This is a genomic window from Prodigiosinella aquatilis, from assembly GCA_030388725.1.
Lineage (GTDB): Bacteria > Pseudomonadota > Gammaproteobacteria > Enterobacterales > Enterobacteriaceae > Prodigiosinella > Prodigiosinella aquatilis.
In genome coordinates, this window is the sequence record CP128857.1 from 1,420,598 (window position 1) to 1,443,036 (window position 22,439).

Below are 22,439 nucleotides of genomic sequence, written 5' to 3' on the forward strand. Positions count from 1 at the left end.
TAATTGAATTATATGAATAATTAATTACTGTAAATCTAATCATTGATGATTTCACGATGGGCTTATAGACACATTGGCGATGATAGATCATATTCTGACTGTCATTACATGGGAAAATGCAGGGTTATATGCCTGATGGCTTGCAATTACATGAAAGGTTCTTTTTATCGATGATTACTTTGTGAATCGCTCCAGAACCTTCATGGTGTTTTCGGTAGGGGGAAGGGGAACCTGCATCTTGAGATGCAGGATATGTATCAGAATCTAACCGCAATGCCTTCAGCCAGCAAAACATCGTGCAGACCTTCTTGCACCAGTGATTCACGGGAGATTTCTTTAATGTTTTTCGCGCCGGTTAGCGTCATTGCTACACGCATCTCTTTGTCGATGAGGTTCAGAAGGTTGGCCACCCCCGTCTTACCGTTAGTGGCCAGTGCATATAGGTACGCACGACCTAGCAGTACGCTGTCAGCACCCAACGCAATCATCCTCACCACATCGAGTCCGCTGCGAATACCGCTGTCGGCAAGAATGGTGATATCGCCTTTCACCGCATCAGCAATGGCGGGCAGGGCGCGACACGATGAGAGCACACCGTCGAGCTGGCGGCCACCGTGGTTGGAGACGACAATCCCGTCGGCACCGAAACGTACCGCATCACGGGCGTCCTGAGCATCCAGGATTCCTTTAATGATCATCGGCCCATCCCAGAATTCGCGGATCCACTCTAAATCGCTCCACGAAATGGACGGGTCAAAGTTATTCGCCAGCCAGCCGATGTAATCTTCAAGCCCAGTCGGTTTTCCCAGGTACGCGGAGATATTTCCCAGGTCATGCGGACGGCCATGCAGACCTACATCCCAGGCCCACTGCGGATGGGTCACTGCCTGCCAGTAGCGGCGTAGCGCGGCATTGGGGCCACTCATGCCGGAGTGCGCATCGCGGTAGCGAGCCCCCGGCGTCGGCATGTCCACGGTGAATACCAGTGTGGAGCAGCCTGCCGCTTTGGCGCGCTCCAGCGCGTTGCGCATAAACCCGCGATCTTTGAGCACATACAACTGGAACCACATTGGACGGTTGATGGCTGGGGCAACCTCTTCAATCGGGCATACCGACACGGTGGACAGTGTGAAGGGAATGCCTTTGTCTGCGGCGGCTTGCGCGGCTTGTACTTCTCCCCGACGTGCGTACATGCCACATAGCCCAACCGGGGCGAGGGCGACCGGCATGGAGAGCGTCTCATTAAACAGAGTGGTTTCCAGACTTAGTGCCGACATGTTTTTCAGCACACGCTGCTTCAGCGCCACTTGTGCCAGGTCCTCCACGTTGCGGCGCAGCGTGTGCTCGGCATACGCACCACCGTCAATGTAGTGAAACAGAAACGGCGGTAATCTGCGTTGTGCTGCGGCGCGGTAATCAGTTGCAGCGGAAATAATCATGGCTTGTCTTTCCTTTTAACATCGGTATTTTCATCTGGTAGCCGGGTAATGCGTGATTGCCGGGCTTCATCTTCGTGCAGGTTTTTGATGGTGGTGTGGACAAACCCGAGGTGTGCTCGTGCGGCTTTGCTCGCGCGTTCCGGGTCGCCATCCAGAATTGCCCGCAGCAGTTCATCATGTTGTTCGGTGAGGTGGGCAAAGATGGTCGGTACGGTGTACATGCGCTGGCGGCTGTGCATCACCGAAGACTGAAGTAAATCGAAAAAACCGCGCATAGTCTGGAGTAGCACCACATTGTGCGAGGCTTCGGCGATAGCGAGGTGAAAACGCACGTCGGCCTGGGCAGCCAAATCTGGGTTGTCACTCTCTTTAAATTTCAACGTAGCATCAAAACAGGCTCTGAGTTTCTCTTTGTCCGCCTCGGTGGCGCGCATTGCTGCGTGCCAGGCAGTGCTGGCCTCAATGGCGTGACGTGCTTCCAGAATGTCGTAGCGATAACCGGGGTCGTTTTCCACCAGTGTTTTCAATGGCTGGACGATACGCTGTTCCGACCAGGGTTCGCGCTCGTAGCGCACATAGGTGCCACCGCCACGGCGGCTGATCAGCACCCCTTCGCTGATCAATTTCTGGATCGCCTCGCGCAGCGATGAGCGAGAGACACCCAGTTCGGTGGCGAGCTGCCGTTCCGCGGGCAAGCGCATGCCCGCATCCAATTTTCGTTCATGAATCAGTGCCTTCACCTGTTCCACCAAGTGGTCGGTGAGGCGTGGAGCAGACAGCGTCATGGAATCATCCAGGTTAAGATATAGGCTTGAAGGGTAGTGATCACCCCTACCATGCAGGTGAAAATTAAGCTGTGTTTCACGGTAAAGCGGAACAGCTCAGACTCTTTACCCACCAGACCCACCGCTGCACAGGCAATGGCAATGGATTGTGGCGAGATCATCTTCCCGGTAACGCCACCGGTGGTATTGGCAGTCACCAGTAGCAGGTCGGAGACGCCAATTTGCTGTGCTGTGGTGGCTTGTAACGCGGCAAACAGCGCATTTGATGAAGTATCGGATCCGGTGAGGAACACGCCCAGCCAGCCGAGAAACGGTGAGAAAAACGTGAACGCGTGGCCGGTATGCGCCAGAGCCAGAGCGAGTGTGGCGGAAAGGCCAGAGTAGTTCGAGATAAATGCGAACGCCAGCACCATGCCGATGGAGTAAATTGGTAGCGCCAGCTCTTTAAGGGTCTCCGTAAAGGTGGCCACGGCGGCGGCGGGTTTCATGCGCAGATAAACAATGGACATCAGCGCGGCGACCAGAATGGCGGTGCCAGTGGCGGAGAACCAATCAAATTTGTAGACCGCTGCGTACGGCAGAACGTTAGCTACCACGGGTGGCATTTTTGCGACCAGTTCGTTGAGGAACGGTACGGGGACATTGATAACCCAGTTTGCCAGCGTACCGCCCGAGGCAAACAACGCTTTAAACGGCGGAATGCTCCATAGCGTGACCGTGGCGGTCAAGAAGATAAACGGCATCCAGGCGCGAATCACTTGCCCGATAGAGTAGTTGCCGCGCTCAAGCGTCTTGTCCACCATTGAGGCACCGAGATCGCCAAAGCGGAAAATACGCACTGGCTTCCAGACGCGCAGGAATGCTGTCAGACATACCAATGAGACCAGCGACGAGATGATATCCGGTAGTTCCGGCCCGAGAAAGTTGGAACTGAGGTACTGGGCAATGGCAAATGAGCCGCCGGCGACCATGACCGCTGGCCAGGTCTCTTTGATACCACGCCAGCCGTCCATGATCGCCATGATCCAGAACAGCACAATAATAGTCAGGAAGGGTAACTGACGGCCAACCATCTGGCCGATTTCAAAACTATTCAATCCGGTGACCTGACCAGCAACGGTAATCGGGATGCCCATGGCACCGAACGCGACGGGGGCGGTGTTGACAATCAGGCACAGCCCGGCGGCGTACATCGGGTTAAAACCCAGTCCCACCAGCAGTGCGGCGGTGATCGCGACTGGCGCGCCAAAGCCAGCGGCCCCTTCAAGAAACGCTCCAAAGGAGAAGCCGACAATCAGCATTTGCAGACGTTGGTCGGGGGTGATGGAGAGAATTGATGAGCGGATGATGTCGAACTGCCCGGTTTTTACCGAGATTTTGTAGACGAACACAGCAGCGATAATGATCCATGCAATCGGCCACAGGCCGTAGAAGAAACCGTAAGCCACCGAGGCGACAGCGCGGTCAACCGGCATGTGGTAGAAAAAAAGTGCTACCAGTAGGGCGAGAGCCACAGTAAAGGTAGCTGCCATATAGCCTTTAAGTTTGAGCTTTATCAGCGCGAAGAAAAAAAAACAGAATCGGGATGGCGGCGATGAGGCTTGATAGCCAGATGTTACCGACCGGATCGTAGACTTGTTGCCAGACTTGCATGCAGGTATCTCCAGAACGTGATGTACTTATTATTTCTTACTTGATTGGTAGGACCAATCTTGTTATGTAAGACAAATGATGACCAATCGTTGATCCAGTGTTAACAAATGGCAATGGATGTGTTGTTTTTTTTGTCGTTATGCCTAAAACGGTCACATTTTCTATTTGATTGGTAGGACCAATATGAGGGCTGATGTCAGAAGGGATCGGTGATCGTCAGGCAGAACTGAAAAACCGTGATTTAACGGTGACTGTGTAGAGTGGTCCGATGATACGCTTTGTGTGACGGGGAACGTTATCCGCTACTGTGTTACGAAGCGGTAGCCGAGAGTCCACTGGCCGCGAAACCCCCGACTACCAACTTTTTTAGTCTCGTTTGGCGATATCGGCGAAATTGGCTTTCAGCAGATGCGCGAGATCTGATGCGGCCAGTTCAATATCCAGACCGCGTTTTCCCCCGGAAATAAAAATGGTGCCAAACTGTTGTGCCATTTCATCAATCACGGTAGGCAGTAATTTTTTTTTGACCCAGCGGGCTGATCCCACCGACCAGGTAGCCCGTAACCCGTTGGGCAATTTGTGGGTCGGCCATATCGGCTTTTTTGGCGGACAGCGCTTTTGCCACTTTTTTCAAGTCCAGCTGACTGGCGACGGGGGTGACAGCCACCGCCAGTTTTTTTGCATCGCCGTTTAATGCGACCAACAGTGTTTTATAGACCTGCTGCTTATCCAGGCCAAGCTTGCTTGCTGCTTCTTCACCGAAATTGGTTTCATCAGTATCGTGATGGTAACTGTGAAGCGTAAAGGTGATGTTATTCTTCTCAAGCAGTTTTACTGCGGGAGTCATGATGTCACGGTCCTTACATGGGATAGGTTGTTCAATGAGTCTGTAATAATTGGGGCAGGTTGCCGTCGCCATACAGATGAAGTGCACCGACGGCCACGACATACTGCCCGGGAGGCAGCGTTATTAACCGTTGTTTCCAGTGACGGTTACGTTGATTCATTAACAGTTCCGACATTTCATTGCCAAATGTAGGCGGAATCTGCTCAGTTAAAACGGGTTTGCCGTTTAACCACCAACTCACCATGGTTTGCAGTAGCCGGGCGTTGGTGTGCCAGTGGATTAATGTGTCCTCTAACAGTTGCGCTCCGCCATAGGGTAATTGTTGTAGCAATCCTACCTGTGCTTGCTGACCTTCCAGTTCAATAATTTCCAGCCCTTGCTCTCTGGCCGCCGTAATCAACTGATAGTCGATACCATAGTCGGGTCGCAATCCCAGCATCAGGGCCTGCCGAGCCTGTAGCATTAAGGCTATCTGCCAGGCGGGGAGATGTTCAATACTGTCATAATTGAAAGTCAACTCGGTACATAATTTTTTCAATAACGCGTCGGTTTTTGTATCCAGCCGCTCCGCCAGCGGTGGTTCGCTCTCAATATCGCTGAATGGCGAGCTTTGGTCTGAAATATCGGCTTCTACCACCAGTGCTGAAGCGTGTTGCAGTTGCCGACGTAATTCAACGGGCAACGGAGACATATCAATAGTTCCCATGTGAATACTGCCCACCAGATGAAATTGCCGCTGGTTTGCTACCTGAACATCGACGGCGGGGTAGGCATAGCCTCCTGGAGAGATAAAACCCAGAAATGTCGCCATTTGTCGTAGCAGTTGCCTCATACGCATTGTCTCCTGTGATGATCTCTCCATGCTAAACGCATCAAGGGACAAGTTGTATCGGTATTAGACCGAAAAGAGAGAGTTTGTTTGACCACCCTTGAGTGGTCAGGTGTTTACATCAGGAGCGGGGAGTGAAACGCAGCAATCGGTTAGCGTTGCTGACTACCGTGATGGAAGAGAGTGCCATGGCTGCTCCGGCGATGACCGGACTGAGTAGTGTTCCGGTAATGGGGTAAAGCACGCCGGCAGCGATAGGGATACCCAGCGAGTTATAGATAAACGCTCCCATAAGGTTTTGTTTCATATTTCGCAGCGTAGCGCGCGATAGCGCCAGCGCATCGGCCACGCCATGCAAACTATGGCGCATTAGCGTCATAGCGGCCGTTTCGATAGCGATATCACTGCCGCCGCCCATGGCGATTCCCAGATCTGCCTGAGCCAGCGCTGGTGCATCGTTGATACCATCACCAATCATGGCAACGCGTTTACCCTGTGCCTGTAAGGCTTTAATCGCATCCGCCTTGCCGTCTGGCAACACTCCGGCGATGACTTGATCGATACCGGCCTCTTTGGCAATCGCGTTGGCGGTCACCGGGTTATCTCCCGTCAGCATGACTAATTGATATCCCTGTTGATGCAGGCGCTGTAACGCACTTGCGCTATCCTGGCGCAGTGGATCGAATATCGAGAACAGTGCGACGATTTGACCGTTCGCCGCCAACAACACCGGGGTAACGCCACGCTCTGCCTGCTGCTGCAAGCGTTGCTGAGGTGATAACCCATCAGGTTGGACGGTGGTAAGTGCAACCTGGTGTTGGCTTAGCAGTGACGGATTGCCCAATAACAAGGATATCGAATCAGCCTGCCCGCTGACACCCAACCCCCGCAATGTCCGAAATTGGGTGATTTCACTGAGAGGCAGTCCGTCAGCCTGGTTGACGATAGCTTTTGCCAGTGGATGATTGGCCCCCTGTTCCAGCGATGCCGCCCAGATAAGCGCTTGTTGCTCACTGATGTCGCCAAAAGTATGGATTTTCACTACCCGTGGTTGCCCTTCGGTCAATGTCCCGGTTTTATCGAATACCAGTACATCCAGTCGACTGGCCTGTTGCAGTGAGTCCGCATCACGTACCAGTACACCCAGTTCGGCGGCCCGCCCAACGCCAGAGATAATGGACATCGGGGTCGCCAAACCCAATGCACAAGGGCAGGCGATGATCAGTACTGTGGTGGCGATCACCAGTGTGTAGATGATTTGCGGTGGTGGTCCGATGAAATACCAGATGGCTCCGCTGATCAGCGCAATCGCGACCACTATTGGTACAAACACGGCAGAAATTCGGTCTGCCAGTTGGCCAATGGCAGGTTTGCTGCTCTGAGCCTGACGAACCATGTGAATGATTCGGGCCAGGGTAGTCTGGTTGCCAATCGCTTCAGCCCGAAAAGTGGCGCTGCCATCCTGCACCAGTGTACCGGCATGGATTTTCTCGCCGGTTGATTTTTGTTGCGGAATCGGCTCACCAGTAAGCATGGCTTCATCCATCCACAGGTCGCCTTGCAGAATTTCACCATCAACTGGCACTCGGTCGCCGGTGGTCAGACGCAGTGTCATTCCGCTCTTCACTTCCGCCAGTGGGATAAGTTGATCTCCCTGTGGAGTGACGGCTCGTGCCGTCGGGGGGGTTAAATCCAGCAGGTGTTCCAGTGCACGAGATGACCGTTGACGGGCTCGTTGCTCCAGTGCATGACCGAGATTAATTAGACCGATGATCATGGCGCTGGCCTCGTAATAGAGGTGACGCGCTTCCAGTGGGAAGCTATCCGGCCAGAGGTTGACGGTGATGGAATATAGCCAGGCGGCACCCGTCCCCAACGCTACCAGGGTATCCATGGTGGCGCCGCCGTTGCGCAGGCTGCGCCAGGCGTTGCGATAGAAGTGTCCTCCGGCAAAGATCATCACGGCCAGTGTGAGCACACCTATCATCAGCCACGGAGTACGATTCCCGGCGGTTAATGTCATACTACCGCCCAGAACGCCCCACAACATCAACGGGATACCCAGTAGTAAACTCAGTGCCGCCTGCCACTGGAAACGCCGAACGTTTTGCTGTGCTGTTTGCTGCTGACGCGCCCGTCGCTCCTCTTCGTCCAGAATGATCTCAGCGCCATAGCCCGCGTTTTCCACTGCGTCGATCAATGCCTGATGCGATGCTGTTCCGCTGACCAATGCACTACGCTCGGCCAGATTGACCCGGGCCTGGGTGACGCCGCTGACGTTCTCAAGCGCCTGTTGTACCCGATTTACACAGCTGGCGCAGCTCATACCTTGCAGTAAGAGCTGAATACTCTCTTCGTCATCTGTATTTTCAGTGATGGCCGGAATGGATACTGAAGCCGCTGACAGCATTTCCGGCGTAGTTGCTATCGGTGTCAGCGGCTCAGTTTTTGGGTGAGCAGCACCTGTAGTGTCGCTGGCATGGAAACCAGCCTGTTCAACAGCTTGCACTAGTGTGTCTGGGGTTACGTCACCGTAAATCAGCGCTTGTTCCAGTGAAACATCCACTGCACTAACATCAGGAACGGCTTCCAGCGCTTTACGGACCGACGCCACACAATGCTGGCAGTTCAGACCGGAAAGCTGCAAGGTGACGTCCGGTATGGTGGCGGGGCTGGCTTTATAGCCAGCCTGCTCTATCGCAGCAATCAGCGTGTGGTTGTCTGCTTCGCCGGTAATTTTGGCATACTTTAGTGATACCTCTGCATGTTCCACATCCGGACGATCTTCCAGTGCTTTTTTTACTCGCCCAATACAGTGCTCGCAGGACAAACCCTGTAGTGACAATACAATAGTTTGAGACATAATAATTTTCTCCCGTGATCACAACCGTTGGTCAAATTCGTTGACCGGTCGTATGATTTCCACTAGTTATAGGATAGGTTAAACCTTCCAGCAAGGGGAGGGTCAAGGGGGAATAATGAACATTAGCGACGTAGCCAAAAAAACCAGTCTTAGCAGCAAGACAATCCGTTTTTATGAGGAAAAAGGGTTATTGACGGCACCATTACGTTGTGAAAATGGCTATCGTAGTTATAACGCTCATCATGTTGAAGAACTGACACTACTGCGCCAGGCACGCCAGGTTGGGTTTAGTCTGGAAGAGTGTCGTGAGCTGGTCACGCTGTTTAATGACCCGATGCGGCACAGTGCTGATGTCAAAGCACGAACCCTGCAAAAAGTTCGGGACATTGAAGTACAGATTGAAGAATTAAAACACATGCGTCAGCGCTTGATGGCGATGGCCGATGAGTGTCCTGGTGACAATAATGCAGAGTGTCCGATTATGAGCCATCTGTCCGGGTGTTGCCATCAGGATACCGTACTGCCGTCGAGAGAGAATAACTCCCGCTAGGTGTTAAGGGCGCGGACATGTAGTGTAATGCCTTCAACGGCGATCACTTCCACGACCGTACCTGCCGCCAAATCCTGTCTGGTTGTCACCCGCCAGGTACTATCACCGATTCTGACGCGACTAAACCCGTCCACGACCGGTTCAGTTAGTGTGACTCGTAGTCCGACCAATTGCTGTCCACGCTGGTTCAGTGTAGAGGGGGGACGATTTAGTGCGCGTTTACGCAGCCAATACCACCAGAGCAGGGCGGTGATAATGGTCAGAATGGCAAATGCGGTCCCCTGCCACGGCCAGCTTATCGGCACCAGCCAGACCAGTAATCCAACCAGTACTGCGGACATCCCGCTCCATAACAGATAGCCGCTGGTACCCAGCATCTCGGCTGCCAGCAACAGGCCGCCGAGTGATAACCAGAACCAGTGCGCATTTTCCATCACCAGTTCAATTCCCATCATTGACCTCGATTATCCTGGCTGCTTTTTATCAGTTCGGTAATGCCGCCAATCGCCCCCATCAAATTACTGGCCTCCAGTGGCATCATAATCACTTTACTGTTGCTGGCGGAGCCGATGGTTTTTAGCGCATCAGTATATTTCTGTGCTACAAAATAGTTGATTGCCTGAATGTTACCCGCCGCAATTGCTTCAGATACCATCTGCGTGGCACGGGCTTCGGCTTCGGCTGCACGTTCGCGGGCCTCGGCTTCTAAAAATGCGGACTGACGAAGACCTTCCGCGTTCAGAATCTGTGACTGTTTCTCCCCTTCGGCTTTCAGAATCGCGGCCTGACGGATACCTTCCGCTTCAAGAATATCAGCACGTTTGTTACGTTCGGCTTTCATCTGCGCGTTCATGGCAGCAATCAACTCTGCTGGCGGACGAACGTCACGGATCTCTATTCGGGTGATTTTAATACCCCATGGATTGGTTGCTTCGTCGACAATGTGCAGCAAACGGGTATTAATGCTGTCGCGTTGTGAGAGCATTTCATCCAGTTCCATTGAACCCAGCACGGTACGGAAGTTGGTCATGGTCAGATTAACAATAGCCTGCTCCAGATTGCTGACTTCATAAGCCGCTCGTGCAGGATCGATAACCTGAATAAAGCAAACGGCATCAATGGCTACATTGGCGTTGTCACGTGAGATAATTTCTTGTGACGGGATATCCAGCACTTGTTCCATCATGTTGATCTTGCGGCCGATGCGATCCATAAACGGCACCACCAGATTCAGTCCGGGCATCAGCGTGCGGGTATAACGCCCAAAGCGTTCCACCGTCCATTGGTAACCTTGTGGCACGATCTTGATACCTGACCAGACAATGATCAGCGCGACAAAAATTACGACAGGAATAAACGTAAACATCAATGAGCCTCCAGTGGTTTTTTATATCCCGATTAAGCCGATATCTCATTACACATCATCGGGGGGGGAACGACGCTCGACGGAGTGGCTGCTGCCTATTCCCAGCAAGCGACCAAACCCCCGTTATCTGCTGATTCGGGATTGTTTGTTAATGATAATATCGGAGATACTGCAATTTGCCCAATTGCTTTGCCGATCTGCTGATTTCATCGCTCTGTTTTCAACTGGATTGAGCAATATGGCTTCACTGAGACGACCGGAAGATGGCGGGACAAGCAGGTGCCGACAATTATTTGTTATTGAACGTAATTAGTATGAGGGAATATACCCGTCATACTTCAAGTTGCAGGTGTGTTGGCTGCGTTCGTTCACCCGAATCACTTATCTGAGTAAGCTCATCGGGATTCACTCTCTTGCCGCCTTCCTGCAACTCGAATTATTTGGGGGTATAGTGTCTTGCTAGAAAACCATAAAATGAAATATTGCTAACTAGAATAACCTGCGTTATCCGAAATGATTAAGCAACGCCTGTAGCTATAAAAATAAACAGAATAATAGTGCAGTTACAAAGGCATTATTATATATCCAGCTCAATATCATCCACAGGCATGCAGCAGCAGGGCAGAATCTCATCCTGTCGAAGGCAGGCCAGTGGTGCTTGTCGGTAGACCACACTCCCTTTCAGCAGTCGGGTACGACAGGCGCCGCAATAACCAGATCGACACTGATAGTCGACATTTATCCGGTGGGATTCAAGAACATCCAGCAGTGACGAGTGTTCGTCTGAACAGGAAAGCTGCGCACCAGAGATGCGCAGAGTAATTGTTGAAATATTCATGGAAATTACAGTTGGAAATCGCTCAGGTCATCGGCGTTGATTTCCGAATCAATCTGACCGACCAGATAAGAGCTGACTTCAACTTCTTGTGGTGCCACTTGTACGTTGTCTGAAACCAGCCAGGCGTTGATCCACGGAATCGGATTGGTGCGGGTTTCAAACGGTAGTGGTAAACCAACGGCTTGCATACGGATGTTGGTAATATATTCCACATACTGGCAAAGAATGTCTTTGTTCAGGCCAATCATCGAGCCATCGCGGAACAGATAATCTGCCCACTCTTTCTCCTGCTGCGCTGCCAGTACGAACAGATCGTAGCACTGTTGTTGACACTCTTCCGCCACCTGCGCCATTTCCGGGTCGTCATGACCAGCACGCATCAGATTTAGTATGTGCTGCGTTCCTGTCAGATGCAGGGCTTCGTCACGGGCGATCAGCTTGATGATTTTGGCGTTGCCTTCCATCAGCTCGCGTTCAGCGAAAGCAAATGAACAGGCAAAACTGACATAGAAACGAATGGCTTCCAGTGCGTTGACACTCATCAGGCATAGATAGAGTTTTGTCTTCAATACGTGAAGGTTGATAGTAATACTCTTGCCATTGATCTGATGTGTGCCTTCTCCCAGTAGGTGGTAGTAGCTGGTCATTTCAATCAGATCATCATAAAAGCCGGAGATATCTTTTGCCCGTTTGAGAATTTCCTCATTGGTCACAATGTCATCAAATACTAGTGACGGGTCGTTGACAATATTACGGATAATGTGTGTGTAGGAGCGGGAGTGAATCGTTTCTGAAAACGCCCAGGTTTCCACCCAGGTTTCCAGCTCGGGAATGGAAATCAGTGGCAGCAAGGCCACGTTTGGGCTGCGTCCCTGGATGGAGTCCAGCAGCGTCTGGTATTTCAGGTTGCTGATAAAAATGTGTTTCTCGTGTTCGGGCATACCCTGATAGTCGATACGGTCGCGGGACACATCGACTTCTTCCGGGCGCCAGAAGAAAGAAAGCTGTTTTTCGATCAGCTTTTCAAAAATTTCATATTTTTGCTGATCGTAACGCGCCACGTTGACTGGCTGGCCGAAGAACATCGGTTCCAGTAGTTGGTTGTTTTTATTCTGTGAAAAAGTGGTATAGGCCATGAGTATCTCGATCTGGCAGTAATGGTTCTCTTGTTAAAAACAGAGGCTGTGGAGCAGCCTCTGTAATAGACTCAGATCTTACAAGCACCGCTTTCGCAACTGTCGTCCTGAGGGGTATCCAACAGGTCGCCCTGCGTGTCTTCGGCACCGTCACGGGTGTTCTGGTAATACAGCGTTTTCACACCAAATTTGTACGCTGTGAGCAAATCTTTCAGGAGCTGTTTCATCGGAACTCTCCCTGACGGGAAACGTGCCGGGTCGTAATTCGTGTTAGAGGAGATTGCCTGGTCGACAAACTTCTGCATTAACCCCACCAGTTGCAGATAACCATCATTGTTAGGCATGTCCCAGAGTAATTCATATGCATCTTTCAGACGTTCATATTCAGGCACCACCTGACGCAGAATACCGTCTTTGGACGCTTTCACACTGATATAACCCCGTGGCGGCTCAATACCATTGGTCGCATTGGAGATCTGTGATGAGGTTTCGGATGGCATCAGCGCGGACAACGTAGAGTTACGCAGACCATACTGTTTAATATCCTTACGTAGCGCATCCCAGTCATAATGCAAAGGTTCACTGCAAATGGTGTCCAGATCGCGTTTATATGTATCAATCGGCAGCAGACCTTGTGCATACGTGGTTTCGTTGAACCATGGGCAAGGACCCTGTTCGCGGGCTAATGCATTCGATGCTTTCAGCAGATAATACTGAATAGCTTCAAAGGTTCTGTGCGTCAGGTTATTAGCACTGCCATCGGAATAGCGCACGCCGTTTTTAGCCAGATAGTAGGCGAAATTAATGACACCAATACCTAATGTGCGACGACCCATAGCACCACGCTTTGCAGCAAGGATCGGATAGTCCTGATAATCGAGCAGAGCATCCAGCGAGCGTACCGCCAGTGTCGCCAACTCTTCCAGGTCGTCCAGACTGTCAATGGCGCCAAGGTTGAAAGCGGAAAGCGTGCAAAGCGCAATTTCACCACTTTCGTCATTGACGTCATTCAGCGGTTTGGTGGGCAGCGCGATTTCCAGGCACAGATTGGACTGACGTACTGGCGCTACCTGTGCGTCAAATGGGCTGTGGGTATTGCAGTGATCCACATTCTGAATATAGATGCGGCCCGTGGACGCGCGCTCTTGCATCATCAGGGAGAACAGTTCTACCGCTTTGATCTGCTTTTTGCGGATGCTGTCATCCTGTTCATACTTCACATACAACTGTTCGAATGCATCTTGATCGGCGAAGAACGCGTCATAGAGACCGGGAACATCTGACGGGCTGAACAGCGTAATGTCTTCACCCTTAACCAGCCGTTGATACATCAGTTTGTTGAGTTGTACGCCATAGTCGAGATGACGGACGCGGTTACCTTCCACACCCCGATTGTTTTTCAGCACCAGCAGACTTTCCACTTCCAGATGCCACAACGGGTAGAACAATGTGGCCGCACCACCACGTACACCGCCCTGAGAGCAGGATTTCACTGCCGTCTGGAAATGTTTGTAGAAAGGAATACAGCCGGTGTGAAAGGCTTCACCACCGCGAATCGGGCTACCCAGTGCACGGATGCGACCGGCGTTGATACCGATACCTGCTCGCTGGGAAACATATTTAACAATCGCACTGGACGTGGCATTGATGGAATCAAGGCTGTCGCCGCATTCGATTAGTACGCAAGAGCTGAACTGACGGGTCGGGGTACGCACGCCAGACATAATGGGTGTCGGCAGTGAAATCCTGAACGTGGAAATGGCGTCGTAGAAGCGTTTGACATAATCCAGACGCGTTTCGCGCGGATAGCCCGAAAACAGGCATGCTGAGACTAACAGATACAGGAACTGGGCGCTTTCATAGATGTCGCCCGTGACGCGGTTTTGCACCAGATACTTCCCCTCCAGTTGCTTGACAGCAGCATAAGAGAAGTTCATATCGCGCCAGTGATCGATAAACATATTCATCTGGGTAAATTCTTCAGGCGTGTAATCTTTCAGCAGATGATGATCGTATTTGCCCAGCCCAACCATTTTCACCACATGATCGTACAGTGATGGTGGTTCAAATTGACCGTAAGCTTTTTTACGCAGATGAAAAATGGCCAGACGCGCGGCCAGATACTGATAGTCAGGACTTTCCCGGGAAATAAGGTCGGCCGCCGCTTTGATAATGGTTTCGTGGATATCAGCGGTTTTTATACCGTCATAAAATTGAATGTGGGAACGCAATTCAACCTGCGAAACAGAGACGTTGTGTAATCCTTCTGCAGCCCAGGCGATCACCCGGTGGATTTTATCCAGATTGATGCGTTCTTTACTGCCATCGCGTTTGGTAACGAGCAGACTCTGATTCATGTGGCTTAGTACCTGTTATTTCTTTTAACACCCTATTATAACAAAAACGAAAATAGTGTTTTTTGTCAGAAGCAAACACTATATATAGGGGGTTGGGTTGGTTTTGATAACAAGATAGTGGGAAAAGTCAGTGATTGCAAGTGAACAAAAACTGCGGGTTTGTGGATAACATAGGGACAAAATGTTACAAATGCGCTAAATCCCAGCCCCTATGCGGCTTCTTTTTTTGTCAACCGAACGAATGGAAAAATAAAAAAATTGATCGAATGCCGGTTTCTTGTCCGATGTGAAAATTATCTTCTTGATCTGAAGAAGATTCAAGTACGAAGCGTTCGGAATAATCTGCTGACGCCGAAATGCGTTAAATAGCCGGGAGAGTGGAAGGGGCATCTATTCTTGAGCTTTGGATATAAAAAAACCAGTGTTACAAAGGCACTGGTTTTAAAAATTATTTGGTTTTTTTTAACTGTCGCACCGGGTATGTACCATGTAGTTGACGTCTACATTTGTTCCCAACCGGAAACGGTCGGTTAGTGGATTGTAATGCAGGCCACTGATGTGACGCTCCCGCAGACGAGTGGCGTCAACCCACTGCAACAGTTCCGCCGGACGGATAAATTTTTTGATGTCATGCGTACCGCGAGGAACCATATTGGTAATGTATTCGGCACCGACAATCAACATTAGCCAGGCCTTGGCATTACGGTTTATGGTGGAGAAAAAGACGTGCCCTCCCGGTTTCACCAACCTGGCGCAGGCTTTCACTACTGACTGTGGGTCTGGGACATGCTCCAGCAATTCCATACAGGTGACGATGTCATATTCACCAGCATAGGCTTCAGCGTGCGTTTCTACCGTCTCTTGCACATAGTTAACGATAATACCGCTTTCCAGTGCGTGCAGCCGCGCTACCTGTAACGGTTCGCTACCCATGTCCAACCCGGTAACACTGGCTCCCTCCAGGGCCATGCTTTCTGCCAGAATGCCGCCACCACAGCCGACATCCAGTACTTTTTTGCCAAAAATACCTTCTGCGTGTTGAGCAATATAATTCAGGCGCAGTGGGTTAATACGATGTAATGGTTTGAACTCACCTTCCAGATCCCACCAGCGGGAGGCTACTGCCTCAAATTTGGCAATTTCCTGGTGATCGACATTCAGGGGTTTGGTGTCTGCATTCATGGGTATTTATAACCTTGTCTTTATTTTCGCTATAGCGAGTATATCTATCCTGCAACCGATGTTGTAGTCGGCTGGTTATTCTTGTCGGTATGAAGGGATAAATGTGATGTGGCGATTCTTTTCTGTCCGGGTGACGTTTTTTCTGATGAATAAAAGCCGGGTAACGGGTGTGGAGTTTTCCCAGAAACTGCGCTTTGTGCTATAATTTTTCACCTTTTGAACCCGGGTGGATGCATTAATAGAGGGATAGCGGCTCCATGAGCGACCTTGCCAGAGAAATTACACCGGTCAACATCGAGGACGAGCTGAAAAGCTCATATCTGGATTATGCCATGTCTGTTATTGTCGGGCGTGCGTTGCCAGATGTTCGTGATGGCCTGAAGCCGGTACATCGTCGCGTACTGTTTGCGATGAGTGTACTCGGGAATGACTGGAATAAACCTTACAAAAAATCGGCCCGTGTGGTCGGGGATGTTATCGGTAAATATCACCCACATGGTGATAGCGCGGTATATGACACTATTGTGCGTATGGCGCAGCCGTTTTCATTGCGTTACATGTTGGTAGATGGTCAGGGTAACTTCGGTTCCGTTGACGGCGATTCCGCCGCTGCAATGCGTTATACCGAAGTTCGCATGTCGAAAATTGCCCATGAACTGCTTGCCGATCTGGAAAAAGATACCGTCGATTTTGTACCGAACTATGACGGTACGGAGCAGATTCCTGACGTTATGCCTACCCGCATTCCGAATCTGCTGGTAAATGGTTCGTCCGGTATTGCGGTGGGGATGGCGACCAATATTCCTCCTCATAACTTGTCTGAAGTGATCAACGGTTGCCTGGCCTATATTGACGATGAAGATATCAGCGTCGAAGGCCTGATGGCCCATATACCAGGGCCGGATTTCCCTACGTCTGCCATCATTAACGGCAAGCGTGGTATTGAGGAAGCCTACCGTACCGGTCGTGGCAAGGTTTATATCCGTGCTCGCGCCGAGGTAGAAGCTGATGCCAAAAGTGGTCGTGAGACGATCATCGTGCATGAAATTCCATATCAGGTGAATAAAGCCCGCCTGATTGAGAAAATCGCCGAGCTGGTAAAAGATAAGCGTATTGAGGGAATCAGCGCGCTGCGTGACGAGTCGGATAAAGACGGTATGCGCATCGTGATTGAAATCAAGCGTGATGGGGTTGGTGAGGTGGTGCTGAACCATCTGTATTCCCAGACGCAGATGCAGGTTTCTTTTGGTATCAATATGGTCGCCCTGCATCAGGGAAGACCTAAGCTTATGACGTTGAAGGATATTTTATCTGCATTCGTCCGTCATCGTCGTGAAGTGGTTACCCGCCGAACTATCTTTGAACTGCGTAAAGCACGCGAGCGGGCCCATATCCTGGAAGGCCTGGCGATTGCTCTGGTGAATATCGATCCGATAATCGAGTTGATTCGTCATGCTTCAACACCGGCGGATGCCAAAGCGGGATTGATTTCCAAACCCTGGGATTTGGGTTCCGTTGCCGCCATGCTGGAAAGTGCGGGGGATGATGCCGCACGGCCGGAATGGCTGGAGCCGGAATTCGGTATTCATGACGGGAAATATTATCTCACCGAGCCTCAGGCTCAGGCGATTCTGGATCTGCGTTTGCAGAAGCTGACTGGTCTTGAGCATGAGAAATTGCTGGATGAGTATAAAGAACTTCTGACTCAGATTGCCGGGCTGCTGTACATTCTGCAGAACCCAGAACGTCTGATGGAAGTGATCCGCGAAGAGCTGGAAGCGATCAAAGAGCAGTATAACGATCCTCGTCGTACGGAAATCACCCATAACACTGCTGACATCAATATCGAAGATTTGATCAGCCAGGAAGATGTGGTGGTGACGTTGTCTCATCAGGGTTATGTCAAATATCAGCCGCTGAGCGACTACGAAGCACAACGTCGTGGTGGTAAAGGAAAATCTGCTGCGCGTATTAAAGAAGAAGATTTCATCGATCGCCTGCTGGTGGCTAATACCCATGACACTATCCTGTGTTTCTCCAGTCGTGGCCGACTCTATTGGATGAAAGTTTACCAGTTGCCGGAAGCCAGCCGTGGAGCACGCGGTCGCCCGATCGTGAATCTGTTGCCGTTGGAGCCAAATGAACGTATTACGGCTATCCTACCGGTACGTGAGTACGAAGAAGGGAAGAGTGTGTTCATGGCAACGGCCAGCGGTACAGTGAAGAAAACCGCACTGACCGGATTCAGCCGTCCACGCAGCGCCGGTATCATTGCTGTGAATCTGAATGACGGTGATGAGCTGATCGGGGTTGATCTCACCGATGGTAGCGATGAAGTGATGTTGTTCTCTGCTGCCGGTAAAGTGGTTCGCTTCTCCGAAGGCGCAGTACGTTGCATGGGCCGGACAGCGACAGGCGTGAGAGGTATCAACTTGCAGGGTGAAGATCGGGTGGTTTCCCTGATTATTCCTCGAGGTGAAGGCGATATTCTGACGGTAACGCAGAATGGTTTTGGCAAGCGTACTGCGGTCATCGAATATCCAGTGAAATCCCGTGCTACCAAGGGTGTGATTTCAATCAAGGTGAGCGACCGCAATGGCAAGGTTGTTGGTGCGGTGCAGGTTGATGCGGCTGATCAGATAATGATGATTACCGATGCCGGCACATTAGTACGCACCCGTGTATCCGAAGTCAGCATTGTTGGCCGTAATACACAAGGGGTTACGCTGATTCGCACGGCGGACGATGAAAATGTCGTTGGCTTGCAGCGAGTTGCTGAACCTGTAGAAGACGAAGAACTGGACGGTGTTGTGGCCGTTGAGGGTGAAGTGCCTGAAGATGAGGGTAATGTCGATGACATCGATAACGATGACGACATTCCTGAAGATGATGAATAACCCAGATACTTGTCCAGAGTAACCCAGAGCCAGCGAGTGATACGCTGGCTTTTTTTATGCGGTGTCGGTAGTGTATTCGCAGATTTTACCTATTGGTGATAATTCCACAACCTTACGGTATTCCTTTGAAATTTATAGCTTCATTTCAAACTACGCTCAAAGTATCCCGCTATATGTTCCGGGTACTGGCTATTATGCTGTGGCTCCTTGGTGCACTGATATCGGTATTTTATGTCAGTAAGGTGATGAATGATAAAGAGTCGCAACTGCGTCAGATCTTCAACCTGAACTTTGATCAGTCGCAAGGGTATATACGTCATGCCACCGATATTGCGCGTGAATTGAAATACATGGCTACCCAACGGTTAAACACTCTTTTTGCGGCAGAGCATGATCAGCCTGTGCCTGCCAAATCATCATTGTTTTCGGTGTATTCCCTTGCTTCGGGGCAAAATTGCTCGGCGATATATGCTAAAAATCCTGCGCAGTTGACACCACTGGTGACTTTTTTTGAACAGTGGCATGAGGATTTTTCTTCGGTTTACGATCTCAACAGAATCTTTTTTGTCGATAGCAATCAACAGTGCATGGTGGATTTTGGGATCCGCAACCAGTCTTTGGATAGTGAAAGTCTGATGAAGAATGTGCAGGACCACTTTCTGAATGAGAAAAATGAGCAATTATTAGGCCGTCGGAACGATAGTGTTTTCTGGGTTACTCCTGGTCCTACATCAGATGTGGGTTATTTCTATGCCTTAACGCCAATTTATGACAATAACCGGCTCATCACGATAATGGGGATAGAGCAAACCATTCGTCTGGATGATTTTCTGATGGGCGGTGATTTACCGATTGGCGTGAAATTGCTGGATAAAAATAATAAGACGCTGTTGCAGTTCAGCGATATGAATCGTAATAGTGCAAGTATCAGCCATTACCCTGAGGCGATTAACTATTTTGGTTATGTCGATGGGTACAACGAGCTGATTCTGAAAAAGGTGTTGTTGCCAACCACATTAAATGTTGTGTATTCGCTGCCGCTGGATGTGCTACTAAGTGCGCTCAATTCGTTGATAATTAAAACTGTGGTGCTGAATTTACTAGTGGCTGTTCTCCTGTTTTTGATGACGCGACTCTTTGAGCGCAAGATATTCCGACCAGCAGAGAAGAATGCATTTCAACTGGAAGAAAATGAACAGTTCAATCGTAAAATTGTAGCTTCTGCCCCTGTGGGTATCTGCATTCTACGCCTTAGTGACGGCACTAATATTCTCAGTAATGAACTGGCCCATAATTATCTTAATCTGTTGAGTTATGAAGATCGTTTACGGATCACCCATATTATTTGTGAACAGCAATCGAAGTCAGTCGATGTACTGACTGGACGCCAGCATCATCTGCAAATTAGCTTTGTCCATTCGCGCTATCGTAATGAGAATGTCGCCATCTGTGTGTTGCTGGATGTGAGTGCGCGTGTCCGTATGGAGGAGTCATTGCAGGAAATGGCAAATGCGGCGGAGCAGGCTAGTCAGTCTAAATCCATGTTTCTGGCGACGGTTAGTCATGAGTTGCGAACACCGCTCTATGGTATTATCGGTAATCTTGATTTGATACAAACCAAGACGTTGCCTAAAGATGCAAACCGTCTGGTTTCCGCCATGCATAACTCTTCTGAGCTACTGCTGAAAATCATCAGCGATATTCTCGACTTTTCCAAGATAGAGTCTGAACAACTGAAAATAGAGCCCTGTGAGTTTTCCCCTCGTGAAGTCATCAGTCATATTGTGGGCAATTATCTACCGTTGGTTGTGAAGAAACGGTTGACGCTGTACTGCTTTATTGATCCCCGAGTACCGCTGAATCTTTCTGGTGATCCGGTCCGTTTACAGCAGGTATTGTCTAACTTGATCAGTAATGCCATTAAATTCACTGATACAGGCTGTATTGTGTTTCAGGTGGGTTGTCGGGATGGTTATCTTGAGTTTCTGATCCGGGATACTGGCGTCGGTATTAATACCCGGGAAGTGATGAAGTTGTTTGATCCTTTCTTTCAGGCTGGAACAGGTGTCCAGCGTCATTTTCAGGGAACCGGACTGGGGTTGGCGATTTGTGAGAAGCTGGTCAGCCTTATGGATGGTGATATCATGATTGAATCTGAATCTGGTATCGGAAGCCAATTTGGCATTCGCATTCCTCTTTATCAGGCTAATTATGTTCATTCGGTGATTGACGCCAGTTTACTGGGGAAAAAATGCTGGTTGTTGGTTCGTAATGTACGTCTGGAGGGCTATTTACTGGATCTCTTGCAGGCTCATGGGTTGGATGCTCGACGTCATGAAGGGCAGAAGACCGGTGCAGACGATGTAGTGATCGCCGATTATCTGTTAACAACGCCTATAAGCATGCGTGCCTGGGTCATGATTAGCGGTTCACATATCGGTTCTGCGCAGCAAGTCAGTCCGGATTGTTGGGTGTACAGTACCTCTGCACCGCAGGATTTGCCGTTATTATTGCGGCGGATCTATCGCGTGGTGGCAGAACTTCCGGCATCGGTGACAACGCCGGAAGTGGACAGTTACAGCCACAGTGAAAATGAGTACATCAATATTCTGGTTGTGGATGATCACCCGATTAACCGGCGTCTGCTGGCAGATCAACTGGTGTCGTTGGGGTATCAGGTTATTACTGCCAATGACGGAATTGATGCATTAGAGCGGTTGAAGAAGAACAGTGTTGATATCGTGCTGACTGACGTCAATATGCCGAATATGGATGGCTATAAATTGACTCAGTGCCTGAGGGAGATGCAACAAACTTTCCCCGTGATTGGCGTCACTGCCAATGCCCTGGCAGAAGAGCGGCAACGCTGTTTACAGGCTGGTATGGACAACTGTCTGTCTAAGCCAGTGACGTTGGATACCTTGCAAAAAACGCTGTCCTACTACAGTAATCTGGTGCGACAAAAACAGGAATCGTCCGCCTCTTGACTCTGGCTAACGTGGCCGGGAATGGCAAACAAGTATTCACCACGCCCGGTGTGTTTATTCTTTGTCAGAGGTAACGCTGACGGAAGACAGATAATTCAGCAAGGCGATATCATTATCGACACCCAACTTGGTCATTGCTGATTTTTTCTGGCTACTGATAGTCTTGATACTACGGTTCAGTTTCTTGGCGATTTCTGTCACCAGTAAACCTTCGGCAAACAGGCGTAGCACTTCACTCTCTTTGGGGGACAGTCGCTTGTCGCCATAACCACTGGCACTGATTTTCTCCAGCACTTTGGTGACGCTTTCTGGTGTGAATTTTTTGCCTTTTTGCAAGGCAGCCAGCGCTTTGGGAAGGTCTGTTGGCGCACCTTGCTTTAACACAATACCTTCAATATCCAACTCCAGTACCGCACTGAGAATGGCTGGATTGTTATTCATGGTAAGAACGATAATGGAGAGCTGTGGAAAATGTCGTTTGATATATTTGATTAAAGTAATACCATCGCCATATTTATCACCAGGCATGGATAAATCAGTAATTAAAACGTCGGCATCCAGTTTAGGCAGATTATTGACCAGTGTTGTGGATTCCTCAAATTCACCCACGATATTTATCCATTCAATTTGCTCAAGCGACTTTCTGATGCCAAAAATGACAATAGGATGGTCGTCTGCAATAATTACGTTTAGGTTACTCATTGTTTATT

General features: G+C 50.1%; 14 protein-coding genes and 2 pseudogenes. 3 read left to right on the forward strand and 13 right to left on the reverse strand.

Annotated features, from left to right (window positions below; genetic code table 11):
* Positions 1 to 257 precede the first annotated feature (257 nt).
* The 6 genes and pseudogenes from lldD to copA form a co-directional block, all read right to left on the reverse strand.
* On the reverse strand, positions 258 to 1,439 hold the full coding sequence (gene lldD, locus PCO85_06670) for an FMN-dependent L-lactate dehydrogenase LldD (protein WJV55097.1): 1,182 nt from the start codon (positions 1,437 to 1,439) through the stop codon (positions 258 to 260).
* Positions 1,436 to 2,224: a transcriptional regulator LldR gene (gene lldR / locus PCO85_06675; GenBank protein ID WJV55098.1), complete on the reverse strand. Its 789-nt coding sequence runs from the start codon at positions 2,222 to 2,224 to the stop codon at positions 1,436 to 1,438. The genes lldD and lldR overlap by 4 nt, the downstream gene beginning before the upstream one ends.
* A pseudogene (gene lldP, locus PCO85_06680) lies at positions 2,221 to 3,877 on the reverse strand (L-lactate permease). The gene lldR and the pseudogene lldP overlap by 4 nt, the downstream one beginning before the upstream one ends.
* Positions 3,878 to 4,243: 366 nt before the next feature.
* A pseudogene (ybaK, locus tag PCO85_06685) lies at positions 4,244 to 4,724 on the reverse strand (Cys-tRNA(Pro)/Cys-tRNA(Cys) deacylase YbaK).
* A 31-nt stretch (positions 4,725 to 4,755) separates the two neighbouring features.
* Complete coding sequence (locus PCO85_06690; GenBank protein WJV55099.1) at positions 4,756 to 5,556, reverse strand: TraB/GumN family protein; 801 nt, start codon at positions 5,554 to 5,556, stop codon at positions 4,756 to 4,758.
* A 118-nt stretch (positions 5,557 to 5,674) separates the two neighbouring features.
* Positions 5,675 to 8,416, reverse strand: coding sequence for a copper-exporting P-type ATPase CopA (gene copA / locus PCO85_06695; GenBank protein ID WJV55100.1), 2,742 nt, complete (start codon positions 8,414 to 8,416; stop codon positions 5,675 to 5,677).
* Positions 8,417 to 8,531: 115 nt separating this feature from the next.
* On the opposite strand from copA, the gene cueR reads away from it, so the two are divergent.
* Complete coding sequence (gene cueR, locus PCO85_06700; protein WJV55101.1) at positions 8,532 to 8,966, forward strand: Cu(I)-responsive transcriptional regulator; 435 nt, start codon at positions 8,532 to 8,534, stop codon at positions 8,964 to 8,966.
* On the opposite strand, the gene PCO85_06705 is transcribed toward cueR, so the two are convergent.
* From PCO85_06705 to ubiG, 6 genes are all read right to left on the reverse strand, one after another.
* The gene (locus tag PCO85_06705) at positions 8,963 to 9,418 is read right to left on the reverse strand and encodes an NfeD family protein (protein ID WJV56016.1); all 456 of its coding nucleotides are present in this window, start codon (positions 9,416 to 9,418) and stop codon (positions 8,963 to 8,965) included. The two genes, cueR and PCO85_06705, sit on opposite strands and share 4 nt — an antisense overlap.
* Positions 9,418 to 10,332 carry an SPFH domain-containing protein gene (locus tag PCO85_06710; GenBank protein WJV55102.1) on the reverse strand — a complete coding sequence of 305 codons (915 nt, stop codon included), beginning with the start codon at positions 10,330 to 10,332 and terminating at the stop codon, positions 9,418 to 9,420. Before PCO85_06710 ends, PCO85_06705 begins: the two co-directional genes overlap by 1 nt.
* 577 nt (positions 10,333 to 10,909) lie before the next feature.
* Complete coding sequence (gene yfaE / locus PCO85_06715; protein ID WJV55103.1) at positions 10,910 to 11,170, reverse strand: class I ribonucleotide reductase maintenance protein YfaE; 261 nt, start codon at positions 11,168 to 11,170, stop codon at positions 10,910 to 10,912.
* Between the two features lie 5 nt (positions 11,171 to 11,175).
* On the reverse strand, positions 11,176 to 12,306 hold the full coding sequence (gene nrdB / locus PCO85_06720) for a class Ia ribonucleoside-diphosphate reductase subunit beta (GenBank protein ID WJV55104.1): 1,131 nt from the start codon (positions 12,304 to 12,306) through the stop codon (positions 11,176 to 11,178).
* 71 nt (positions 12,307 to 12,377) lie between these two features.
* Positions 12,378 to 14,663: a class 1a ribonucleoside-diphosphate reductase subunit alpha gene (gene nrdA, locus PCO85_06725; protein WJV55105.1), complete on the reverse strand. Its 2,286-nt coding sequence runs from the start codon at positions 14,661 to 14,663 to the stop codon at positions 12,378 to 12,380.
* A gap of 462 nt (positions 14,664 to 15,125) precedes the next feature.
* Positions 15,126 to 15,845 (reverse strand): bifunctional 2-polyprenyl-6-hydroxyphenol methylase/3-demethylubiquinol 3-O-methyltransferase UbiG, encoded by a 720-nt coding sequence (gene ubiG / locus PCO85_06730; GenBank protein WJV55106.1) that lies wholly within the window; start codon positions 15,843 to 15,845, stop codon positions 15,126 to 15,128.
* Positions 15,846 to 16,102: 257 nt separating this feature from the next.
* On the opposite strand from ubiG, the gene gyrA reads away from it, so the two are divergent.
* Positions 16,103 to 18,742, forward strand: a complete 2,640-nt coding sequence (gene gyrA / locus PCO85_06735; protein ID WJV55107.1) for a DNA topoisomerase (ATP-hydrolyzing) subunit A — start codon at positions 16,103 to 16,105, stop codon at positions 18,740 to 18,742.
* A 125-nt stretch (positions 18,743 to 18,867) separates the two neighbouring features.
* Positions 18,868 to 21,729 (forward strand): two-component system sensor histidine kinase RcsC, encoded by a 2,862-nt coding sequence (gene rcsC, locus PCO85_06740; protein ID WJV55108.1) that lies wholly within the window; start codon positions 18,868 to 18,870, stop codon positions 21,727 to 21,729.
* Between the two features lie 54 nt (positions 21,730 to 21,783).
* On the opposite strand, the gene rcsB is transcribed toward rcsC, so the two are convergent.
* The gene (gene rcsB, locus PCO85_06745; GenBank protein ID WJV55109.1) at positions 21,784 to 22,431 is read right to left on the reverse strand and encodes a response regulator transcription factor RcsB; all 648 of its coding nucleotides are present in this window, start codon (positions 22,429 to 22,431) and stop codon (positions 21,784 to 21,786) included.
* Between the last annotated feature and the right edge of the window lie 8 nt (positions 22,432 to 22,439).

Coding starts and splice junctions, on each gene's coding strand:
- lldD (WJV55097.1), bottom strand. CDS start 1,439: ATGATTATTTCCGCTGCAACTGATTACCGCGCCGCAGCACAACGCAGA.
- lldR (WJV55098.1), bottom strand. CDS start 2,224: ATGACGCTGTCTGCTCCACGCCTCACCGACCACTTGGTGGAACAGGTG.
- PCO85_06690 (WJV55099.1), bottom strand. CDS start 5,556: ATGAGGCAACTGCTACGACAAATGGCGACATTTCTGGGTTTTATCTCT.
- copA (WJV55100.1), bottom strand. CDS start 8,416: ATGTCTCAAACTATTGTATTGTCACTACAGGGTTTGTCCTGCGAGCAC.
- cueR (WJV55101.1), top strand. CDS start 8,532: ATGAACATTAGCGACGTAGCCAAAAAAACCAGTCTTAGCAGCAAGACA.
- PCO85_06705 (WJV56016.1), bottom strand. CDS start 9,418: ATGGGAATTGAACTGGTGATGGAAAATGCGCACTGGTTCTGGTTATCA.
- PCO85_06710 (WJV55102.1), bottom strand. CDS start 10,332: ATGTTTACGTTTATTCCTGTCGTAATTTTTGTCGCGCTGATCATTGTC.
- yfaE (WJV55103.1), bottom strand. CDS start 11,170: ATGAATATTTCAACAATTACTCTGCGCATCTCTGGTGCGCAGCTTTCC.
- nrdB (WJV55104.1), bottom strand. CDS start 12,306: ATGGCCTATACCACTTTTTCACAGAATAAAAACAACCAACTACTGGAA.
- nrdA (WJV55105.1), bottom strand. CDS start 14,663: ATGAATCAGAGTCTGCTCGTTACCAAACGCGATGGCAGTAAAGAACGC.
- ubiG (WJV55106.1), bottom strand. CDS start 15,845: ATGAATGCAGACACCAAACCCCTGAATGTCGATCACCAGGAAATTGCC.
- gyrA (WJV55107.1), top strand. CDS start 16,103: ATGAGCGACCTTGCCAGAGAAATTACACCGGTCAACATCGAGGACGAG.
- rcsB (WJV55109.1), bottom strand. CDS start 22,431: ATGAGTAACCTAAACGTAATTATTGCAGACGACCATCCTATTGTCATT.